17 protein-coding genes and 1 other annotated feature are annotated in these 18,403 nt (G+C 44.2%); of the genes, 13 read left to right on the top strand and 4 right to left on the bottom strand.

Features of this window, described 5'->3' with window-relative positions; genetic code table 11:
* Positions 1–112: 112 nt before the first annotated feature.
* The 5 genes from A5882_RS01680 to A5882_RS01660 all read left to right on the top strand — a co-directional run bounded on the left by A5882_RS01680 (position 113) and on the right by A5882_RS01660 (position 6,736).
* On the top strand, positions 113–1,795 hold the full coding sequence (locus tag A5882_RS01680) for a ribonuclease J (RefSeq protein ID WP_005228243.1): 1,683 nt from the start codon (positions 113–115) through the stop codon (positions 1,793–1,795).
* A gap of 242 nt (positions 1,796–2,037) precedes the next feature.
* Positions 2,038–3,477 carry an MFS transporter gene (locus A5882_RS01675; protein ID WP_086372360.1) on the top strand — a complete coding sequence of 480 codons (1,440 nt, stop codon included), beginning with the start codon at positions 2,038–2,040 and terminating at the stop codon, positions 3,475–3,477.
* Between the two features lie 198 nt (positions 3,478–3,675).
* Entirely contained in the window at positions 3,676–4,359 is a 684-nt protein-coding gene (locus A5882_RS01670) for a metal-dependent hydrolase (RefSeq protein ID WP_005233945.1), read from the top strand.
* 37 nt (positions 4,360–4,396) lie between these two features.
* Positions 4,397–5,728 carry a DRTGG domain-containing protein gene (locus A5882_RS01665; protein WP_005233948.1) on the top strand — a complete coding sequence of 444 codons (1,332 nt, stop codon included), beginning with the start codon at positions 4,397–4,399 and terminating at the stop codon, positions 5,726–5,728.
* A 54-nt stretch (positions 5,729–5,782) separates the two neighbouring features.
* Positions 5,783–6,736, top strand: coding sequence for a bifunctional oligoribonuclease/PAP phosphatase NrnA (locus A5882_RS01660; protein ID WP_008380500.1), 954 nt, complete (start codon positions 5,783–5,785; stop codon positions 6,734–6,736).
* Between the two features lie 144 nt (positions 6,737–6,880).
* Here A5882_RS01660 and dapD read toward each other — a convergent pair whose 3' ends face one another.
* From dapD to dapA, 3 genes are read right to left on the bottom strand one after another with little or no spacing between them, the layout of a single operon-like run.
* Positions 6,881–7,594, bottom strand: coding sequence for a 2,3,4,5-tetrahydropyridine-2,6-dicarboxylate N-acetyltransferase (gene dapD / locus A5882_RS01655; protein ID WP_086372359.1), 714 nt, complete (start codon positions 7,592–7,594; stop codon positions 6,881–6,883).
* A 12-nt stretch (positions 7,595–7,606) separates the two neighbouring features.
* Positions 7,607–8,362 (bottom strand): 4-hydroxy-tetrahydrodipicolinate reductase, encoded by a 756-nt coding sequence (dapB, locus tag A5882_RS01650; RefSeq protein ID WP_086316561.1) that lies wholly within the window; start codon positions 8,360–8,362, stop codon positions 7,607–7,609.
* 13 nt (positions 8,363–8,375) lie between these two features.
* Positions 8,376–9,257, bottom strand: a complete 882-nt coding sequence (gene dapA / locus A5882_RS01645) for a 4-hydroxy-tetrahydrodipicolinate synthase (protein ID WP_008380503.1) — start codon at positions 9,255–9,257, stop codon at positions 8,376–8,378.
* Positions 9,258–9,479: 222 nt separating this feature from the next.
* Here dapA and A5882_RS01640 point away from each other — a divergent pair, with 222 nt between their 5' ends.
* The 8 genes from A5882_RS01640 (at position 9,480) to A5882_RS01600 (ending at position 17,072) form a co-directional block, all read left to right on the top strand.
* On the top strand, positions 9,480–10,649 hold the full coding sequence (locus A5882_RS01640) for a M20 family metallopeptidase (protein WP_086372358.1): 1,170 nt from the start codon (positions 9,480–9,482) through the stop codon (positions 10,647–10,649).
* A 4-nt stretch (positions 10,650–10,653) separates the two neighbouring features.
* Complete coding sequence (gene lysA / locus A5882_RS01635; protein WP_005228260.1) at positions 10,654–11,970, top strand: diaminopimelate decarboxylase; 1,317 nt, start codon at positions 10,654–10,656, stop codon at positions 11,968–11,970.
* A 23-nt stretch (positions 11,971–11,993) separates the two neighbouring features.
* Complete coding sequence (gene dapF / locus A5882_RS01630) at positions 11,994–12,827, top strand: diaminopimelate epimerase (protein ID WP_086372357.1); 834 nt, start codon at positions 11,994–11,996, stop codon at positions 12,825–12,827.
* Positions 12,828–12,919: 92 nt separating this feature from the next.
* Positions 12,920–13,154: a binding site (T-box leader), on the top strand.
* 50 nt (positions 13,155–13,204) lie between these two features.
* Positions 13,205–14,062: a MetQ/NlpA family ABC transporter substrate-binding protein gene (locus tag A5882_RS01620; RefSeq protein WP_074934143.1), complete on the top strand. Its 858-nt coding sequence runs from the start codon at positions 13,205–13,207 to the stop codon at positions 14,060–14,062.
* Positions 14,063–14,076: 14 nt separating this feature from the next.
* Complete coding sequence (locus A5882_RS01615) at positions 14,077–15,102, top strand: methionine ABC transporter ATP-binding protein (RefSeq protein WP_086372355.1); 1,026 nt, start codon at positions 14,077–14,079, stop codon at positions 15,100–15,102.
* Positions 15,095–15,754 carry a methionine ABC transporter permease gene (locus A5882_RS01610; protein ID WP_086372354.1) on the top strand — a complete coding sequence of 220 codons (660 nt, stop codon included), beginning with the start codon at positions 15,095–15,097 and terminating at the stop codon, positions 15,752–15,754. Before A5882_RS01615 ends, A5882_RS01610 begins: the two co-directional genes overlap by 8 nt.
* Positions 15,755–15,937: 183 nt before the next feature.
* Entirely contained in the window at positions 15,938–16,270 is a 333-nt protein-coding gene (locus tag A5882_RS01605) for a zinc ribbon domain-containing protein YjdM (protein WP_005228268.1), read from the top strand.
* Positions 16,271–16,355: 85 nt separating this feature from the next.
* The gene (locus tag A5882_RS01600) at positions 16,356–17,072 is read left to right on the top strand and encodes a zinc metallopeptidase (RefSeq protein WP_005233966.1); all 717 of its coding nucleotides are present in this window, start codon (positions 16,356–16,358) and stop codon (positions 17,070–17,072) included.
* 55 nt (positions 17,073–17,127) lie between these two features.
* Here the strand turns inward: A5882_RS01600 and A5882_RS01595 are convergent, their stop codons facing one another.
* The gene (locus A5882_RS01595) at positions 17,128–17,808 is read right to left on the bottom strand and encodes a hypothetical protein (protein ID WP_086372353.1); all 681 of its coding nucleotides are present in this window, start codon (positions 17,806–17,808) and stop codon (positions 17,128–17,130) included.
* Positions 17,809–18,403 lie beyond the last annotated feature (595 nt).

Here is an 18,403-nt window from a genome sequence, read left to right as displayed (position 1 = left end):
TTTCAGAAAAGTGTGGTGAATGCCACGCTTTTCTTTTTTTTGTTGTATAATAATAGGGACGGCTTATGCTTGGGAAATAATACAGTAGAAAAAAATTAAGAGGTGAATAAAAGTGGAAACGATAAAAATCATTCCTCTTGGCGGTGTACGCGAAAACGGAAAGAACATGTACATTGCTGAAGTTGGCGAGGATATATTTGTGCTGGATTGCGGTGTCCGTTATCCAGAAAATGAATTATTAGGGATCGATACAGTGATTCCAGACTTCACATATTTAGAAGAAAATGCCGACCGTGTGGCGGGTGTCTTCTTGACCCATGGGCATGCAGATGCGATTGGTGCATTGCCTTATTTCTTGGAGAATATCCAAGTGCCGGTCTTTGGGACCGAGTTAACGATCGAACTAGCAAAATTGACCGTGAATAAAAATGAAGCTACCAAGCGCTTCAAAGATTTTCATGTGATCGATGAACATTCGGAGATCGACTTTGGCCATGCGACCATCAGCTTTTTCCGTACGACCCACTCTATCCCTGATTCTGTTGGAATCAGCGTAAAAACAGAAGCTGGCAATATCGTTTATACAGGAGATTTCAAGTTTGACCAAACAGCGATCCCTATGTATCAAACCGATTTTGGCCGCTTAGCGGAAATTGGAAAAGAAGGAGTCTTAGCATTGCTAAGTACGTCCTCAAATGCCGAAAATCCAACGCCGATTGCTTCTGAATTGACGATCCAAGATGAAGTTTATGACAATATCCGTTACTGGGAAGGTCGGATCATCGTCGCTAGCGTTGCTAGCAATTTGCAACGGGTGCAACAAGTATTAGATGCGGCGTTTCGTTCTGACCGCAAAGTCGTTTTGACTGGTCAAGATTTTGGTCGGATCATCAAAACGGCCATGAAGTTAGGGAAATTAAAATTACCTGCCGAAGACTTGCTGATCACCCAAAAAGAAATGAAAAAATACTCAGACGAACAGTTGTTGATTTTAGAAACAGGACGCATGGGGGAACCAATCAAAGCGTTGCAAAAAATGGCCAACGGCTCTCACCGGACGCTGCGTATCAAAGAAGGAGATCTTGTTTACATCACGACGACGCCGACAACGGCAATGGAAACGGTGGTTGCGAAAACGGAAGATATCATCTATCGCGCTGGCGGTACCGTGAAACAGATCTCGGATAATTTCCGTGTTTCTGGTCATGCCAACCCGAATGATCTGCAGCTGATGTTGAATATGATGAAACCGAAGTACTTTATCCCTATTCAAGGCGAGTACCGCCAATTAGCCGCCCATGTGGACTTGGCGCAAGAAGTCGGGATTCCGATGAAAAATATCTTCATTACTGCACGCGGGGATGTTTTAGAATACAAAAAAGGCGAAATGATCGCCGCAGGTGCGGTTCCAGCTGAGAACGTCATGATCGACGGGATCGGTGTCGGAGATATTGGGAATATCGTCCTGCGAGACCGCAAAGTCTTATCTGAAGATGGAATTTTCGTTGCAGTAGTGACGATCAATCGTCGCGAAAAGAAAATTATTTCTGCCCCTCAAATCACTTCTCGCGGGTTTGTCTACGTGAAAGCCAGCCGTGACCTGATTCGTGAAAGTGGCGAGATCGTAGAAGAAATCGTAGAAAAACACCTTCATGATGAAGAGTTTGAATGGAGCAAATTGAAACAAGATATCCGTGATCGTTTGAGTCGTTTCTTGTTTGAACAAACCAAACGCCGTCCAGTCATCTTGCCGGTCATCATGGAATCAAGCCAAAGAAATCGCAACCGTAAATAATTCGTTTTGACCTACTGACAAAAGCAGGTGAAAGAATAGCCGTTTGACGGCCGATTTCTTTTCACCGAAGCTTTTGTCTTTTTTTATGTAAGAAAACAGGTGGCGTTTTTTTTACGAAATGACCCTTATTTTGGTCGTGATGAGCAGATAAGGATTGACGGCGAATGGATTTCGATCAATAATACAAAGTTGTCCCCCTAAGACTAGAGGAACAAAACAAGCAAAGAGAGGATGGTCGATTTGTGAATAGTTATCAAGAAAATCCCATAGTACAACAGAGAAAGTGGTGGATTCTCATTGCTGTTTCGATGTTTACCTTTATGTCAACACTGGATGGGAGTATCGTAAATATCGCATTGCCGACGATCTCGGCAGATATGGGTGTACCTATGAATCAAGCGGAATGGGTCGTGTCCGTTTACTTGATGATCGTTTGTGCCTGCCTTTTATTATTCGGTAAGGTAGGGGACAGTTGGGGCAAAATCAAAGTTTTCCGCTTGGGAATGCTAATTTTTATTATCGGTTCGCTGTTATGCGGGTTTAATCACTCCTTAGCATTTCTTTTATTTGCCCGAGTGGTGCAAGCGATCGGTGCTAGCATGACGATGGCGACGAATACCGGAATCATTACTGAAGTTTTTCCTATGAGTGAACGAGGACGCGCCTTAGGGATGATTGGTGCCTTTGTTTCGTTAGGCTCCATCGCCGGTCCTGGATTAGGCGGAGTGATTTTGGCGCATTTTTCTTGGCCGTTTATTTTTTGGATCAATGTTCCTGTCGGTATTCTGACGATGATTGCTGGAGAAAAGGTGTTACCAAAAGATATTACCATGAGTCATGATTCCATTGATAAAACCGGGTTTGTGCTGTTTTCAATTGCAATTATCAGCTTCTTCGGCGGCATTTTTCTTGGACAAGAGCGTGGCTTTCTAACGTGGCTGCCGCTGCTGTTGGGTGGGATCGCTTTAGTGGCATTCATCGTCTTTTTGCGAGTAGAAGCGCGTGTGAGCAAACCGCTGATTACCTTTGGGATCTTTCGTAATAAAATTTTCACCATGAGCCTGATCACGGCGTTGCTGATCTTTTCTGCAAACTTTTTTGTCAATGTCGTGATTCCCTTTTACTTGCAAAGTGCCCGAGGCTTAACGCCGAGCGTGGCAGGAATGCTGATGATGGTCTTTCCTTTGATGATGGTCATTGGTTCACCACTTAGCGGGTATTTGACGGACCGTGTAGGACCGGAGATTTTGGTCTTAGCTGGCTTAGCGTTGCTGTCGATCACTCAGGTGATGTATATGTTTATGAATCAGGATACGCCGATTTGGTATTATATCGTTGCCACTGCCATCATGGGACTTGGCAATTCGTTGTTCCAATCCCCAAACAATACGATGGTAATGAGCAGTGTCACCAAAGAAAATCTTGGGGTGGCAGGTAGTCTAAATTCCTTTGCCCGCAATTTGGGCATGGTGTTAGGGATATCCTTAGCAACGACGATTCTCTATGCAGCAATGAGTCAAGCGTATGGAAAGCATGTGACGACCTATATCGCAGGTCGGGCAGATATTTTTGCCTATGGCATGAAAATCACCTTCTTTGGGGCGTTCCTTCTTTGTATCACGGCGTTATTCTTAACCATCTGGCGCATCTATAAACAAGGCGGACGTAAGAAAACGCTATGATCGCTTGAAGTCATCAGGTCGAACTGTTCTATTCCTTATTCAGAAAGGGTAGAACAGTTTCTTTATTTTTCTTGACAAGAACCAGAAAAAGGACGGATGTAATAAAGCTGCCAGAATTTGTGCTTTTGGATTTCTGGCGTTATCTGTTATAATGAAAAATATTAGACTGTATTACTTAGATGGAAAGGGGAATGTTGTATGAAACTCACGTATCACGGACACTCAGTGCTTGCTATCCAATTAGCGGATGGCCAAAAATTGTTGTTTGACCCTTTTATTACTGGAAATGCTCTGACTGATTTAGATGCAGAGACAGTGGAAACCGATTGGCTTTTGATCACGCATGGTCATAGTGATCATATTGGGGATATGGTGCCGATCGCCAAAAGAAATGAAGCGCCAGTGATCAGTGTCGTTGAAATTTGCCGCTATGCAGCCCGCAAAGGCGTTGCTGAGACGCATGGCATGAATATGGGAGGTTCTTTTGAGTTTCCGTTTGGCAAAATCTCAATGGTGGAAGCGAAACACAGCTCTGGCCTTGAAGAAGACGGAACGATGATCTATATGGGCAATCCTGTTGGAATCATTTTAGAAGCAGAAGGCAAAACCATCTACCACGCTGGAGATACTGCACTCTTTAGCGATATGGCGATGATCGGTGAACGTTTCGACATCGATGTGGCATTTTTACCGATCGGGGATAATTTTACGATGGGCGTTCAAGATGCCGCAACAGCAGCGGCCCTTTTAAACGCGAGCAAAGTAGTACCGATCCATTACAATACGTTTCCAATGATCAAGCAAGATCCGCAAACCTTCGTGAATTTATTGCCGGCAGGTGTGGGCCAGATCCTTGCAGTCGGTGAGACATTAGAAGTTTAAGCAACAGGAAGATTCGTAGTAGGAATAGGGGATAATTATGGCGACAAAACACGACTTGATTTTAGCGCATATCGAGAATCTGCCTGTAGGCGATCGCATCTCGGTGCGGGGAATCGCAAAAGACTTGAATGTCAGTGAAGGAACAGCCTATCGGGCGATCAAAGATGCGGAAAATATCGGCTTGGTTTCAACGATCCAACGTGTCGGAACCATCCGTATCGAACGAAAACTAAAAAAACACATTGAAAAACTAACTTTCGGCGAAGTCGTCCAAATCATTGAAGGTGATGTTTTGGGCGGCGCTGCCGGTTTGGACAAAGACTTGAACAAATTTGTTATCGGCGCCATGAAAGAATCAGCAATGGAACGCTACATCACGCCTGGCTCCTTAGTGATCGTCGGAAACCGCAACGAAGTCCACAAGTTGGCACTGGAGGATGGCGCAGCCGTCTTGATCACGGGAGGCTTTGAAACAACAGAGGAAATCTGTCGTTTAGCAGACGAATTGGAGTTGCCGATTTTACAAACGACCTATGACACCTTTACCGTGGCAACGATGATCAACCGTGCCTTAAGCGACCAGCTGATCAAAAAGGACATTATGCTGGTGAGTGACATTTATATGCCATTGGAAAAAACCAAGTATCTGCACACCTTTGATACGGTCAAGGATTACAAACTGCTTTCGGAGTCTACCAATCACTCCCGCTATCCAGTCGTCAACAAGAATATGCGGGTCGTTGGGATCATCACAGCCAAAGATGTCTTAGAAAAGCCTGATACGCAGATCATCGAACGAATCATGACCCGGGAACCACGGGTCGTAAAAAAAGAGATGAGTGTGGCCTCTGCCAGCCATCAGATGATTTGGGATGGCTTAGAAGTGATGCCCGTCGTAGCTGATGACCTTTCTTTGATTGGGATTGTCACACGCCAAGACATTATGAAAGCGATGCAGATGGTCCAACGACAAACGCAAATTTCAGATACGATTTCTGACCAAATCTCGGGACAGATGCAAGTTATCGAACAAGATTTTGAAGGGAACAAATTGCCGCAGCCGTATTTCAGCTTTGCGGTGACGCCCCAAATGGTTAATGAAGTCGGAACGATCTCTTTTGGTGTCTTGAGTGAAGTAATCGCTAATACGGCGAAACGTACGATGCAGTTGAATCAACGACGCAATAGCTGGATCGAGCAAGTCAATCTGCATTACTTCCGTTTGATCCAATTAGAAAGCGAGATCATCATTCAACCGAAGATTCTAGAACTGGGGCGACGTTCGGCGAAAATCGATATCGAAGTATCGATCGAAAATTCCTTAGTGGCAAAAGCGATCGTGGTATGCCAAGTAATGGAACGCCCATAAATCATCGAAAACGGCACTTATGGAAAAATTTTAGAGAGAAAGTTGAGACCATTCATGAAGGTACAAGAAGAAATACTTGCAACAATCAAAGCATTCGACCGGATCATTATCCATCGGCACCAGCGCCCTGATCCAGATGCATTAGGATCACAAGTGGGGTTGGCAGAAATTTTACGAGCTAGTTTTCCCAAAAAAGAAATCTATCAAGTTGGCGGACCCGTTGAAGGATTGGATTACTTGGCGCTGATGCAGACGATCCCTGATGATTTGTATAAAGGGGCGCTGGTGATCGTTACAGATACGGCCAATGCACCACGGATCAGTGACCAACGCTATGATCAAGGGGCGAAATTGATCAAAATCGATCATCACCCTAATGATGAACCTTACGGAGAGCTGGTTTGGGTCAATACGAAAGCCAGCAGCTGTAGTGAGATGATCGTTTCGTTTTGGCAAATGTTTCAAAACGAGCTGACGATGACGCAAGAAGCGGCTCGTCTGTTATATGCGGGCATTGTTGGTGATACTGGACGGTTTTTATATCCGGCAACGACAGCGACAACCCTGCGCTTAGCGGCTGAACTATTGGATTACGGCTTCGATGCTCCGAAGATCAATCGTCAATTGGATCAAGTCTCTCGCAGTGTTGCTCGCCTTTCAGGGTATGTCTACGAAAACATCGAGATTGATGAGATTGGTGCTGGCAAAGTGATCCTATCACAAGAATTGCAGCAGCGTTTTGGCGTAGTAGATTCGGAAACCTCAGCAGTCGTTTCCTTACCAGGGAAAATCGACGAAGTGATGGCTTGGGCGATCTTTGTCGAACAACCAGAAGGCTATTACCGGGTGCGGATGCGTTCGAAAGGTCCAGTGATCAATGAGATCGCCAAACGCCATCATGGTGGTGGACATCCGCTTGCCAGTGGAGCAAATGCAAAAGACCTTGAAGAAGTTGCAGTGATCTATCAAGAGATCCAAGCAGCGATCAAAGAATTTCAAGCAGAATAAACACTTTTACAAGCACATTTGCCAATAGAAAAAGGGCGTGCCAAAAGCTTTCGGCACGCCCTTTTTTAGACAAAACGCAGCGCAGGCTCATCACTGAACCGGTACTGCGTTTTTTTGTTGCGTATTTACGAGAAAATAAGAAGTTTACCCCCGTAGATCGTCTAAAAATTCGGTTTTGCTTTTCGTTTTCTCGTCTTTCATTTTGATGACTTTAGCTGGTGAGCCAGCAACGACTGCTCCAGCAGGGACATCTTCCGTCACCACAGAACCGGCAGCAACGACTGCACCTTCGCCGACACGGACGCCTTCAAGGACGACGGCATTTGCGCCGATCAAAACATTGTCTTCAATGATGACTGGCCTTGCTGAAGGTGGCTCAAGAACGCCAGCCAAGACAGCACCAGCGCCAATATGGGCTTTTTTCCCAACGGTTGCCCGGGCACCTAAAATCGCACCCATATCGATCATGGTTTCTTCACCAACCACAGCACCAATGTTGATCACTGCCCCCATCATGATAACGGCATTTTTTTCAATGATGGCTTGGTCACGGATAAAGGCACCTGGTTCAATACGGGCATCGACTTTCGTCAAGTCCAACAAAGGGATCGCTGAGTTGCGACGATCATTTTCCAGATAGTGATCGGTGATCTTGTCTTGGTGCGCGGTTAAAAACTCAGCTACTTTTTGACTGTCACCAACCACGAAATAGAAGGTGCCGTTACCAAACAATTGGATGCCCTCTGCTTGGACGTCGCCAAGATCTCCATTGATATAGACTTTTACAGGTGTTTGTTTATTTGCTTCTTTGATATATTTTGCTAATTGATAAGGGTCGGAAAATTGTAATTCTGTCATGAGAGACCACCTTTACTTGTCGATTAGATTTTGCATGGAATAAAAACCGGCTGGTTGATCGGCTAAAAATTCCGCTGCTTTTAGCGCACCATTGGCGAAAATTTCGCGGGAGAGCGCAGTGTGTTTTAATTCAATGATTTCATCCTGCCCAGCATAGATGACAATGTGTTCCCCAGGGATCGTTCCGCCGCGAACGGCATGGATGCCCATCTGCTTGCGGTCATTTACTAGATCACTGCCTTCACGTCCGTAGAGATACTCTTTTTTTGTTTCGCAGCTGTCATTGATACTATCTGCCAACAGCAAAGCTGTACCGCTTGGTGCATCAAGTTTTTGATTATGATGCTTTTCGATGATCTCAATGTCAAAGTCAGCTTCTAATGCGGGGGTGATACTTTGTAGTGCTTTGATCAGTACATTGATCCCCAACGACATATTGGCAGAATAGAAAACCGGAATCACTTTAGCAGCCAACGGCAGCATCATCTGCGTGTCTTCCGTCAAACCAGTTGTAGCAACCACGATTGGCAGCTGCTGTTCGACACAATAGTTCAACAAGGCAGGGACATTGCTATAATGAGAAAAATCAATCACCAAATCGATCGGCTGCGTGATTTTTTCTGGACGATCATAGATCGGAAACGGACCATCTAACTGCTCGGTACGATCCAAGCCGGCGGCCACTTCTAACTGAGGGTGCTTTGCGATCAGGATTTGCAACACTTTGCCCATGCGACCGTTTGCACCGCTTAATAAAATTTGTTTCACCAAAAACTCCTCCTTACAGCAATCCGTAATTGGTCATTTCTTCTTCTAAATGAACGAGGGTCGCATCTTCTGGGACACCCAAAGGCAAACGATAATGCAATTCGCATTTGCCTAGCAAGGAGACCGCTGCTTTGATCGGCACAGGATTTACTTCACTGAAAATCGCATCGATCAACGGTTTTTGTCGCAATTGCTCTTTGATGGCGGCTTTTACATCACCATTTAAGAAATCAGCAACGAGTTGTGCCGTTTGTTTCGGAGCGATATTGCCGATCGTTGAAATCACGCCAGAGCCACCTAAAGCTAGAATTGGGGTTACTTGATCGTCATTTCCTGAATAGATCGCAAAGTCATCATCCGCAAGACGAGCGATTTCTGCGATTTGCGAAATGTCGCCGCTGGCTTCTTTGATGCCTTTGATATTAGGGATTTTTTTCAGTTCTGCCACAGCTTCAGGTGTTAAATTTAAGCCGGTTCTTGAGCTGACGGAGTATAAGATCACTGGTAGCTCAACGCTTTGACAGATTGCTTCATAGTGAGCGACTAAACTTTTCTTGGTCGCTTTGTTGTAGTAGGGTGTTACAACCAATAATGCGTCAGCACCAACGCGCTGTGCTTCTTTTGAAAGATGGATCCCATGTTGGGTATTGTTGGAGCCTGTTCCTCCGATGACGGGGATTCGACCAGCAACTTGTTTTACCACCGCTTCGATCACCGCGATATGTTCTTCATCGTCTAACGTGGATGCTTCACCGGTCGTACCGCATGCAATGATTGCATTCGTTCCTTGCTGCACATGCCACTCCGCTAACTCCTTCAGCTTATCGAAATCCACCGAACCATCTTGAAGCATAGGGGTGATCAACGCAACGCCAGAACCTTTGAATATTGTCAAACTACGACACATCCTTTCAACCAATTTATTTTTCGTAACTCTACGTATAAGTGTACCAAAACGAGGGGTAAATTTTTCAATAAAAATCGAAACATTTCGACAATTTATACTATAGATTATTCGAATTATATACTATAATATTAAACAATATCAATGAAAAACTGAATATTCGTTGGTTTTTATGGATATTTTTAAAAGGAATGAATAGAAAGGTGTTTTAACATGCAAGTATCGCAAGCAGTCAAAGAATTAACCGAAGACGTGGTTCGTTTTCGTCGTGAATTACATACAATCCCTGAATTAGGGTTAACTGAGTTCAAAACAAAGGAATACTTGCTGCGTCAGTTGCAATCCTTTGGGATCAAAGAAATCTATCCAGTGATTGAAACCGGCTTGATTGCTGTCTTTCGCAGTGAGCGCCCAGGAAAGACGCTGGCCTTTCGAACGGATATCGATGCACTGCCGATCAAAGAAGAGACCGGTGTTTCCTTTGTTTCCAAACATGAAGGAAAAATGCACGCCTGCGGGCATGATGGCCATATGGCAACGATGCTGGGGTTTGCCAAATACTTAGCGACGCATCCTGAAGTGATTCGTGGAACGATCGTTTTGATTTTCCAACCAGCCGAGGAAAGCCCCGGTGGTGCTCAATTGATGATCGATGAAGGCATCTTACGAGATTTTGGCGTGGAAAAAATCGTGGGGCTGCATGTCTTCCCAGATTTTCCCGAAGGAGTCATTGCGAGTCGGAAAGGTCCGATGATGGCCCGTAACGGCGAGATCAATCTAACGATCAACGGCACGAGTGCCCATGGTGCCCAGCCTCATCAAGGACATGATGCCATTTTAGCTGCGGCTGCGATCATTCAAGGATTGCATTCGATCATTTCACGCAATATCAGCCCGCTTTCTGCTGGGGTCATCACTTTTGGGAAGATCCATGGGGGAGATGCGGAAAATATCATTCCCGGCAAGGTCGTTTTAAAAGGAACGATGCGGGCGTTTGAAGATGAAGTCTATGAAACGATGACGCGCAGAATCACCACTGTCGCACAAGAAATCGCCAAAGGATATGATTGCACGGCGGATGTTGAATTCGAACATCTTTATCGTGTCGTGGACAATGATCCTGAGATGGTGGAAGTATTGGAAAAAGTGGTCGGGGAGAGCTACCGAGAAACACCGCCATATATGTTGGCAGAGGATTTTTCGATGTACCAAAAGGAAATCCCCGGCGTCTTTTTCTTTGTCGGTACCCGAAATGAAGAAAAAGGTTATGTCCACCCTTTACACAGCAGCAAAATGAATTTTGACGAAAAAAATCTATTGCAAGGCATCGAATGCTACGTTCGTTTGATCGAGGCGTTGAACGAGCCGACAGACAAGGAGTAAAGCGATGGCAAAAGAAATCAAGAACAATCACTTATACATTGACGGTTGCGATACCGTTGAGCTGGCAAAAACCTTTGGAACCCCCCTTTACGTGTATTCCGTTTCGGAGATTCGCGAAGAATGCCAAAAGATTCAGGCGCAGTTTTTGACGCGCTACAGCAAGACACGAGCAGCATATGCCGCTAAAGCTTTCTGTACTACAGCGATGCTGCAAGTGATCAAGTCAGAAGGACTTTCATTAGACGTGGTTAGCGGTGGGGAGCTGTATACAGCGATCCAAGCTGATTTTCCAGCAGAACACATCGAGTTTAACGGCAATAACAAATCCATTGAAGAATTAGCAGCCGCCCTTGATTATGGCGTGGGACGGATCATCGTTGATGGCATTCAAGAAGTCGGCTTGATCCGCGCGTTATGTCAAGAAAAGCAAGTCGTTGCTAAAATCTTGTTGCGCATCACACCCGAGGTTTCGGTCAGCACCCATCAATTTATCTCGACCGGACAAAAAGATTCAAAATTCGGGATTCCTTTAGATGAAGAAATCTTATTTCCATTAGTGGAAGAAGTGATTCAAGCACCTGAATTGGATTTCTATGGCCTGCATTTTCATGTCGGCAGTCAATTGTCGGACAATCGCTCACATCTAGCGGCAGTTGATGCGGCTTTGGCCCTTGTCCAAACCATTCATGAACGCTTTGATTATTGGATCAAAGAACTAAATGTTGGCGGCGGCTTTGGCGTTCGATACACAGATGCAGATATTCGCCAACCCTACAGCTACTTTTTAGATCCTGTGATGGAAAAAATCGACGCCTTTTATGCGCAGCACCAGAGCGAACGCCCGACCATCGTTATTGAACCTGGGCGCAGTATCGTCGCAGAAGCAGGTATCAGTTTGCACACCATCGGCAGTATCAAGACATTGCCGGGAATCAGAACATACGCCAGCATTGACGGTGGCATGACAGACAATATTCGTCCAGGTCTTTATCAAGCAACATACACTGGGATCTTAGCCAACCGCGCTTCCGAAGCTGCGACACAAAAGGTCACCATTTCTGGCAAAGCTTGTGAGAGTACGGACATCTTAGTAAAAGATCTTGCATTACCGCCCGTTGAAACTGGGGATCTGTTTGCTACGTTCGCAACAGGAGCTTATGGCTATTCGATGGCCAGCAGCTACAATAATTTACAGATTCCTGCAGTCGTCTTTGTGGAAAACGGCCAAGCGGAATTAGCCGTTAAACGCCAGTCCTACGAGCAAATGCTGCAAAATGAAGTGGTTCCTTCGTTTCTAAAAGAGGGAGCTTCCAGCAAGTAAAATTTTGAAAAGCAGGTGACAACATGACGATTCCTTATACAAAAATGCAAGGTGCAGGAAATGATTTTATCGTAATCGATAACCGCACATTGAAATTCTCCCATGAACAACTGTCGCAATTTGCTGCTCAGGTTTGCCATCGGAAATTTTCTGTTGGCGCGGATGCAGTCATGGCTGTGGATTTTCCCGCAGGAACCGCTGATTTTCGGATGCGGTTTTACAATGCTGATGGGACCGAAGCAGAAATGTGCGGCAACGGCGCTCGCTGTATTGCCCGTTATGCCTTTGAGAAGGGAATTGCTGGCGAGCAGATGACCATCGAAACAGTTGCTGGCGATGTCCCCGCATGGCGCTTGTCGGCAAAACACTACAAAGTAACCTTGAATCCACCGACCGTGACTACATTTGATCAAGCGTACCCGAATCCAATGGTTTCTTTCGTGGACTATGTGGAATTGGGTGATCCAGGAATCCCTCATGCGGTGGTTCACTATCCTGGTCTGGCAGAAACTGAGTTGGAACAGCTGGCTGAACTTGCCAAAGAGATACGCTATTGGGAAGTTTTCCCAAAAGGGGCGAATGTCAATTTCTATGAAGAAGATGACAAGGGTGATCTGATCGTTCGCACGTATGAACGAGGGGTGGAAGGTTTTACCTATGCGTGCGGCACAGGTTCTGGTGCCACTGCGTATGTCGTGACCAAACGTCACCAGCAAGCGGCAGCGAATGTCTTGCTGCACGTGTTAGGTGGCGAGTTAACGGTAGAAGTTGATGTTGATCAGGGCGCATTAGAATTGATCGGCGATGCGGTTATGGTATCTGAAGGCTTGATTTTAGATGAGAATTTGACTGTGTAAACGCTGTGAAAATCATTGTAAAAAGATGGTGTTTTCGTGAAAAAAAGAATTGACATTCATTTGAGGCTATCGTATAGTTAAACACAACTTAAAAACACGCGATGATAAGAAGAGTAAGTCAGTTTCGATTGGATCAGAGAGCTCGGATTGGTGAGAAAGAGCACAGCCGTTTGACTGAAGATGGCCTTGGAGCGTTTGGACGTGAGCAAAAGCAAGCGTGCAGCGGGATTGCCCGTTACAGCAAAGCAGTTGATAAACTGATAAGGTTGGCAGCTTGTGCCGATGAATTAAAGGTGGTACCACGAACATGGTTGTTTCGTCCTTTCTCTATGATGGAGAAAGGACGTTTTTTTATTATAAAAAGGGGGAACTAAAAAATGAAACAGTTGAAAAAGGGAATCGTTGGGTTAGTTGCTGCTGCTGTCTTAATTACATTGGCAGCTTGTGGCAATACTAGCAGCACAGAGGATACACAGTCTGGTGAAAACAGTGTAGATGCAGTGGAAGAAAAAGTCGTTGGAGTGGCACCTGGACCATATGGGGATATGGTGACAGAGGTGATCTCTCCATTACTGGAAGAAAAAGGGTATCAACTAACGACCAAAGTGTTTAATGATTATATTCAGCCGAACAATGCCTTGGCGAATGGCCAAATCGATGCCAATTTGTTTCAGCATACGGCCTATCTAGAAAAATTTTCGGCAGATAACCAGTTATCTCTTACGGCATTACAAAAAGTGCCAACATTGGGAATGGGCATCTATTCGAAGCAACTGTCTAGTTTGGATGAGTTAGCAGACGGGGCGACTGTTTCGATTGCCAATGATGCCTCAAATTTAGCTCGGACCTTGCAACTGTTAGCTGCCAATGAGTTGATCACCATCGCAGACAATATCGACGAAACGAAGGCAACGGTGAATGATATCGAAGAAAATCCGAAGAATCTGACATTTAAAGAATTAGACGCAGCCCAATTGGCTCGTTCGTTAGATACAGTCGATTTAGCTTTAGTACCAGGAAACTTCGCTTGGGCGGCTTCTCTTGATCCTGCAGATGCTTTGGCGTTGGAGTCGTTGAAAGAAGAATATAAAAATGTCTTTGTGGTGTCCACCGAAGAAGAAGACAGTGATTTTGCTAAGGCAGTTACGGAAGTATTAGAAAGTGATGCATTTAAAGAAGCGATTGCCGAATCACCGTTCAGCAACTTTGATCAACCGAAATTTTGGACTGAGTAAGAAAGGCATATCTTATGGCAAAAATAGAAGTAAAACAAGTATCAGTGGCATTCACTCATAAAAAACAAATCAAAAAAGCAGTGGATTCCGTTGATTTTTCCGTTCAAGCTGGAGAAGTATACGGGATCGTCGGATTGAGCGGGGCTGGGAAAAGTACCTTGGTTCGTACGTTGAATCTACTGCAGGTGCCCTCTAGCGGTCAAATTCTGATTGATGGTCAAGACATCACGCAAGCCAAAGGCAAACACTTGCGTGAAGTACGACAAAAAATCGGGATGATCTTTCAGCATTTCAATCTGATCCATAATCGAACCATCAAGGAAAATTTAGCCTTTGCTTTGCGCGCTGGTGATTATCCGAAAGATCAGCAAGAAGCGAGGATCAAGGAACTGTTGGAAATGGTGGATCTGCCTCACAAAATTCACGAGTATCCGAATAATTTGTCTGGGGGAGAAAAGCAACGGATCGGCATTGCACGAGCGATTGCCAACGAACCTGAGATTTTGTTGTGTGACGAAGCTACCAGTGCGTTAGATGTTGAAACGACCGAAGAAATTTTGAAATTGTTGATCCGAATCAAGGAACAGACAGGCATCACCATCGTCTTTATCACTCATGAATTGGATGTTGCCCGTAAGTTTTTTGATCGGGTGGCAGTGATGGAAAAGGGGCGCATCGTTGAAGAACAAACGACCTATGGCTTGTTCAGTCAGCCTAAACAGCCTATTACGAAAAAACTGGTAGGCCGCTACTTGGATCTGACGCTTCCTGAAGAGATTCTAGCATCTTTCACGCAAGGCGACTTGCTGGAATTGCGCTACCAAGGTGAGTATACGTTAGAACCGCTGATTTCGACTGTAGCGAAAGCCTACGATGTGTCGATCAATATCATCCATGGGAAAATTGAGTATATCAAAAAAGATGTGATAGGTATTTTGTATATCTATTTGACGGGACCCGCCGAAGAAGCAGCAAAAGCCCGAGAACACTTAGCTGCGAACGTCTTTTCTCTAAGAAAGATAGGTGAGAGAAATGGCTGAAACGATTGAGATTTTAAAAATAAACCTGCCTCAAGCACTATGGGAAACATTCTTTATGGTGGGGACCTCAGCAATTATAGGAGTAGTTTTCGGCTTATTGATTGGATTAGTCCTGTTTTTAGTCGGCAGTAACCTTTTTCATAAAAATATTTTCTTGCATCATCTGGCCGATTTTATCGTCAATGCAATCCGTTCGCTGCCATTTTTGATCTTATTGATTACGCTGATTCCGTTATCAGCGATGCTGATCGGTGATCCTTATACCCCAGCGGGTGGTGCGATTGCTTTATCGATTGCCGCGATTCCTTTTTACGCCCGAATCGCTGAATCCGCATTTGCCGAAATCGACTATGGCGTCCTTGAAGCCAGCGTCGCTTCTGGAGCATCGACGAGACAGATCGTTCGCGAAGTGATTTTACCAGAAAGTCTGCCAGCTTTGATTCGCGGATTTGTGCTAACTTTGATCAGTCTTTTAGGCTACTCAGCGATGGTGGGAACAATTGGCGCAGGCGGCATTGGCGATTTAGCAATTCAGTATGGTTATTATCGCTATGAAACGGCGATTTTGATTGTGGTGATTCTCCTGCTGATTCTTCTGGTACAAATCATCCAGTGGGTCGGCGATGCTTGTGCGAATCATTTCTCAAAATAAAAACCAACGCTTTGTAGTTCCTTTTCGAATACACTTGAGCTATCGCTTCTGTTATTACTCTACAGAAGCGATTTTTTTTACTTACAGGTCACTGATTTTTGGTTGCACCTCTAATGGTTTTTCGGTATGCTGATGGTGAGTTGTTTTTTTACAGCGAAAATTATATTTTAAAGGAGCAACACTATGACTCAAATTCCTAACTGTCCAAATTGCCAATCTGAATACGCTTATGAAGACCGCGGGCTGTTTGTTTGTCCTGAATGCGGAAACGAATGGCAAGAGCAACAAGCGGCGGAAGAAGCACCCGTATATAAAGATGCCAACGGCAATATTTTAGTCGATGGTGATACAGTAACGGTCATCAAAGACTTGAAAGTCAAAGGCGCATCTGGCGCCATCAAACAAGGAACGAAAGTGAAAAACATCAAATTAGTCGAAGGCGACCACAACATTGATTGCAAGATCGATGGCTTCGGCGCAATGAAACTAAAATCAGAATTTGTAAAAAAAGGTTAAAAACAAAATCTTCCAGTCATCTTCATAATTTTTTCACCACTTTAATGGTAAAATAAGGTCAAAGATTAAAAGGGGGAATTTTATCGTGTATGGTATGGGCGGATACGGGTTCGGCTTTTTTTATGACCCGACTTTCATTCTTGTAATTATCGGTATGGTGATTTCGCTAGCAGCGTCAGCGTACGTCAAAAGTACCTTTAACAAATATGACAAAGTCAGAAGTAAAAATAATATTACCGGCACAAAAGCGGCGCAGTACATCTTGCAAAGCCAAGGAATCAATAATGTGGGTGTGCAAGCGATCGCTGGTGATTTGACGGATAATTACAATTCTGGCAACAAAATGCTGAGTTTATCGCAATCCACTGCACAATCAACTTCGGTAGCAGCAATCGGTGTTGCGGCCCATGAGTGTGGTCACGCAGTCCAAGATGCCAAAGGCTATTTTCCTTTGCGTTTGCGTCATGCGATCGTACCGATCGCCAATATCGGAACCAGCATCTCGATCCCGTTGATTTTGATTGGGGTCCTATTACGAGGATCGTTTCTGATCAACTTAGGCTTGTTGGCTTTCTCATTGGCGTTTATTTTCCAATTAGTGACCTTGCCAGTCGAGTTCGATGCCTCAAAACGGGCGATCCGTATTTTGGCAGATGGTGGCTTGTTAACAGAAGAGGAAGTACCACAAGCGAGAAGAGTGCTCTTTGCCGCAGCGTTGACCTATGTCGCAGCTGCCGTAGCAACCTTATTGCAACTCTTACGTTTGATTATTTTATTTGGTAATAACAACCGTCGGAATTAATCGACACTGTGACAGAAAAAAGACCAGCTCAGCATCCTGAACTGGTCTTTTTTCGTTATTCTACTATTAAGTAAACGTAATAGACGTTTTCAACGCTTTTTAAATTTTCTTCAGATAGATTGTTTTCCATTTCAGCATATAGTTTTAGGTCACCGCCCTTGGCAATATAAAGCAACGGAATTTCTTGTTTTTTCTCAATGTTAAGCTCGTTATTGGGAATACTAGTACTAGCTCCAGTAGGAGATAAACTATCTTCTCCAAGGGACGTATAGTGGAATTTAGATAAGTCGGTCATTGTATTTGATGAGGAACCATTTGAAAATAAATCAACGAAGAGTAGAGAATCGCTCTTAGTAATTCCTATGTTCAAATAGCCATTATAATCACTTCTTGGCTCTGTTGTCAGGGAAGCGACTATTTTGTGTTCTTTTATCTCCCCTTTTTGATAATAATCAAAGTAAACCGTCATGGACTCAGCCACTGTGTTAAATTTCAGTTGTGAGCCAAAATCCAACAATAAACTGGAAAGGTCCATAGGGTTCTTTAGCTGAACAAGGTGATTATTGGGAACGCCAGCTACTTTTTTACTAGGGAAAGGACTGTAATTATAGTAATAACAATAAAGCATGGTAGGTAGCCCTATCACGAGCAAGAATGCGAAAAAAATCTGTAAAGGATTTCGAGGCCGGATTAGTGTCTTGACAGTATCTGGTGCTTTTTGGTTTTTAGCAGTCATTGTCTTCTTCCTCCAAAATTGTGGCTTCTATAGAATCTCTTTTGGGAGACAACAGAATTTGATTGTTTCCTTATCGGTAAATGATTACCGGAAGATGCCATAAAAAAATAATTTAAATATATATCTATAATCTCAAAGATAATCAAAAAGCGCAATCAAATTTTGGTATTTATTGAGGGCACTCCTTATTGGGGAATAATCATTCAGAGCACATTACTTGGCAGACAAAAATAGCAGAATAGTTAGCTCTATCCTGCAAAAGAAAAATTATATTAGCGTAGAAGGCAGGAATCGAACCTGCACCTCGTCTTTGCCAAAAATAACCAGAAATACGTTCCGATCATTTTTACCAAAACGAGTAAAGCGCCAGACTTCATCTACACTTTGTATTATGCCAAAGAGAGTTCAACGATTTCGTAAGAAGCAATGAAAAAATTGCAAAAAGTTGTGCAGAAAACATGAAGGTTGTTTAAGAAAGAATAACCATAGAACTTAGTCGTGAAAAAGAAGAAACCAGCTGCAACGAAGCGTAAAGCGCTTCGTTTGGAAACCTCCGTTTTTTCTGAAAAAATCAGATAAAGTTTTCTTGACATTT

Source organism: Enterococcus sp. 4E1_DIV0656 (assembly GCF_002140695.1).
In the GTDB taxonomy this organism is placed as follows: Bacteria; Bacillota; Bacilli; order Lactobacillales; family Enterococcaceae; genus Enterococcus_D; species Enterococcus_D entomosocium.
The sequence above is the reverse complement of the archived record's forward strand: the minus strand, read 5'-3'. Positions and strand labels throughout refer to the sequence as shown.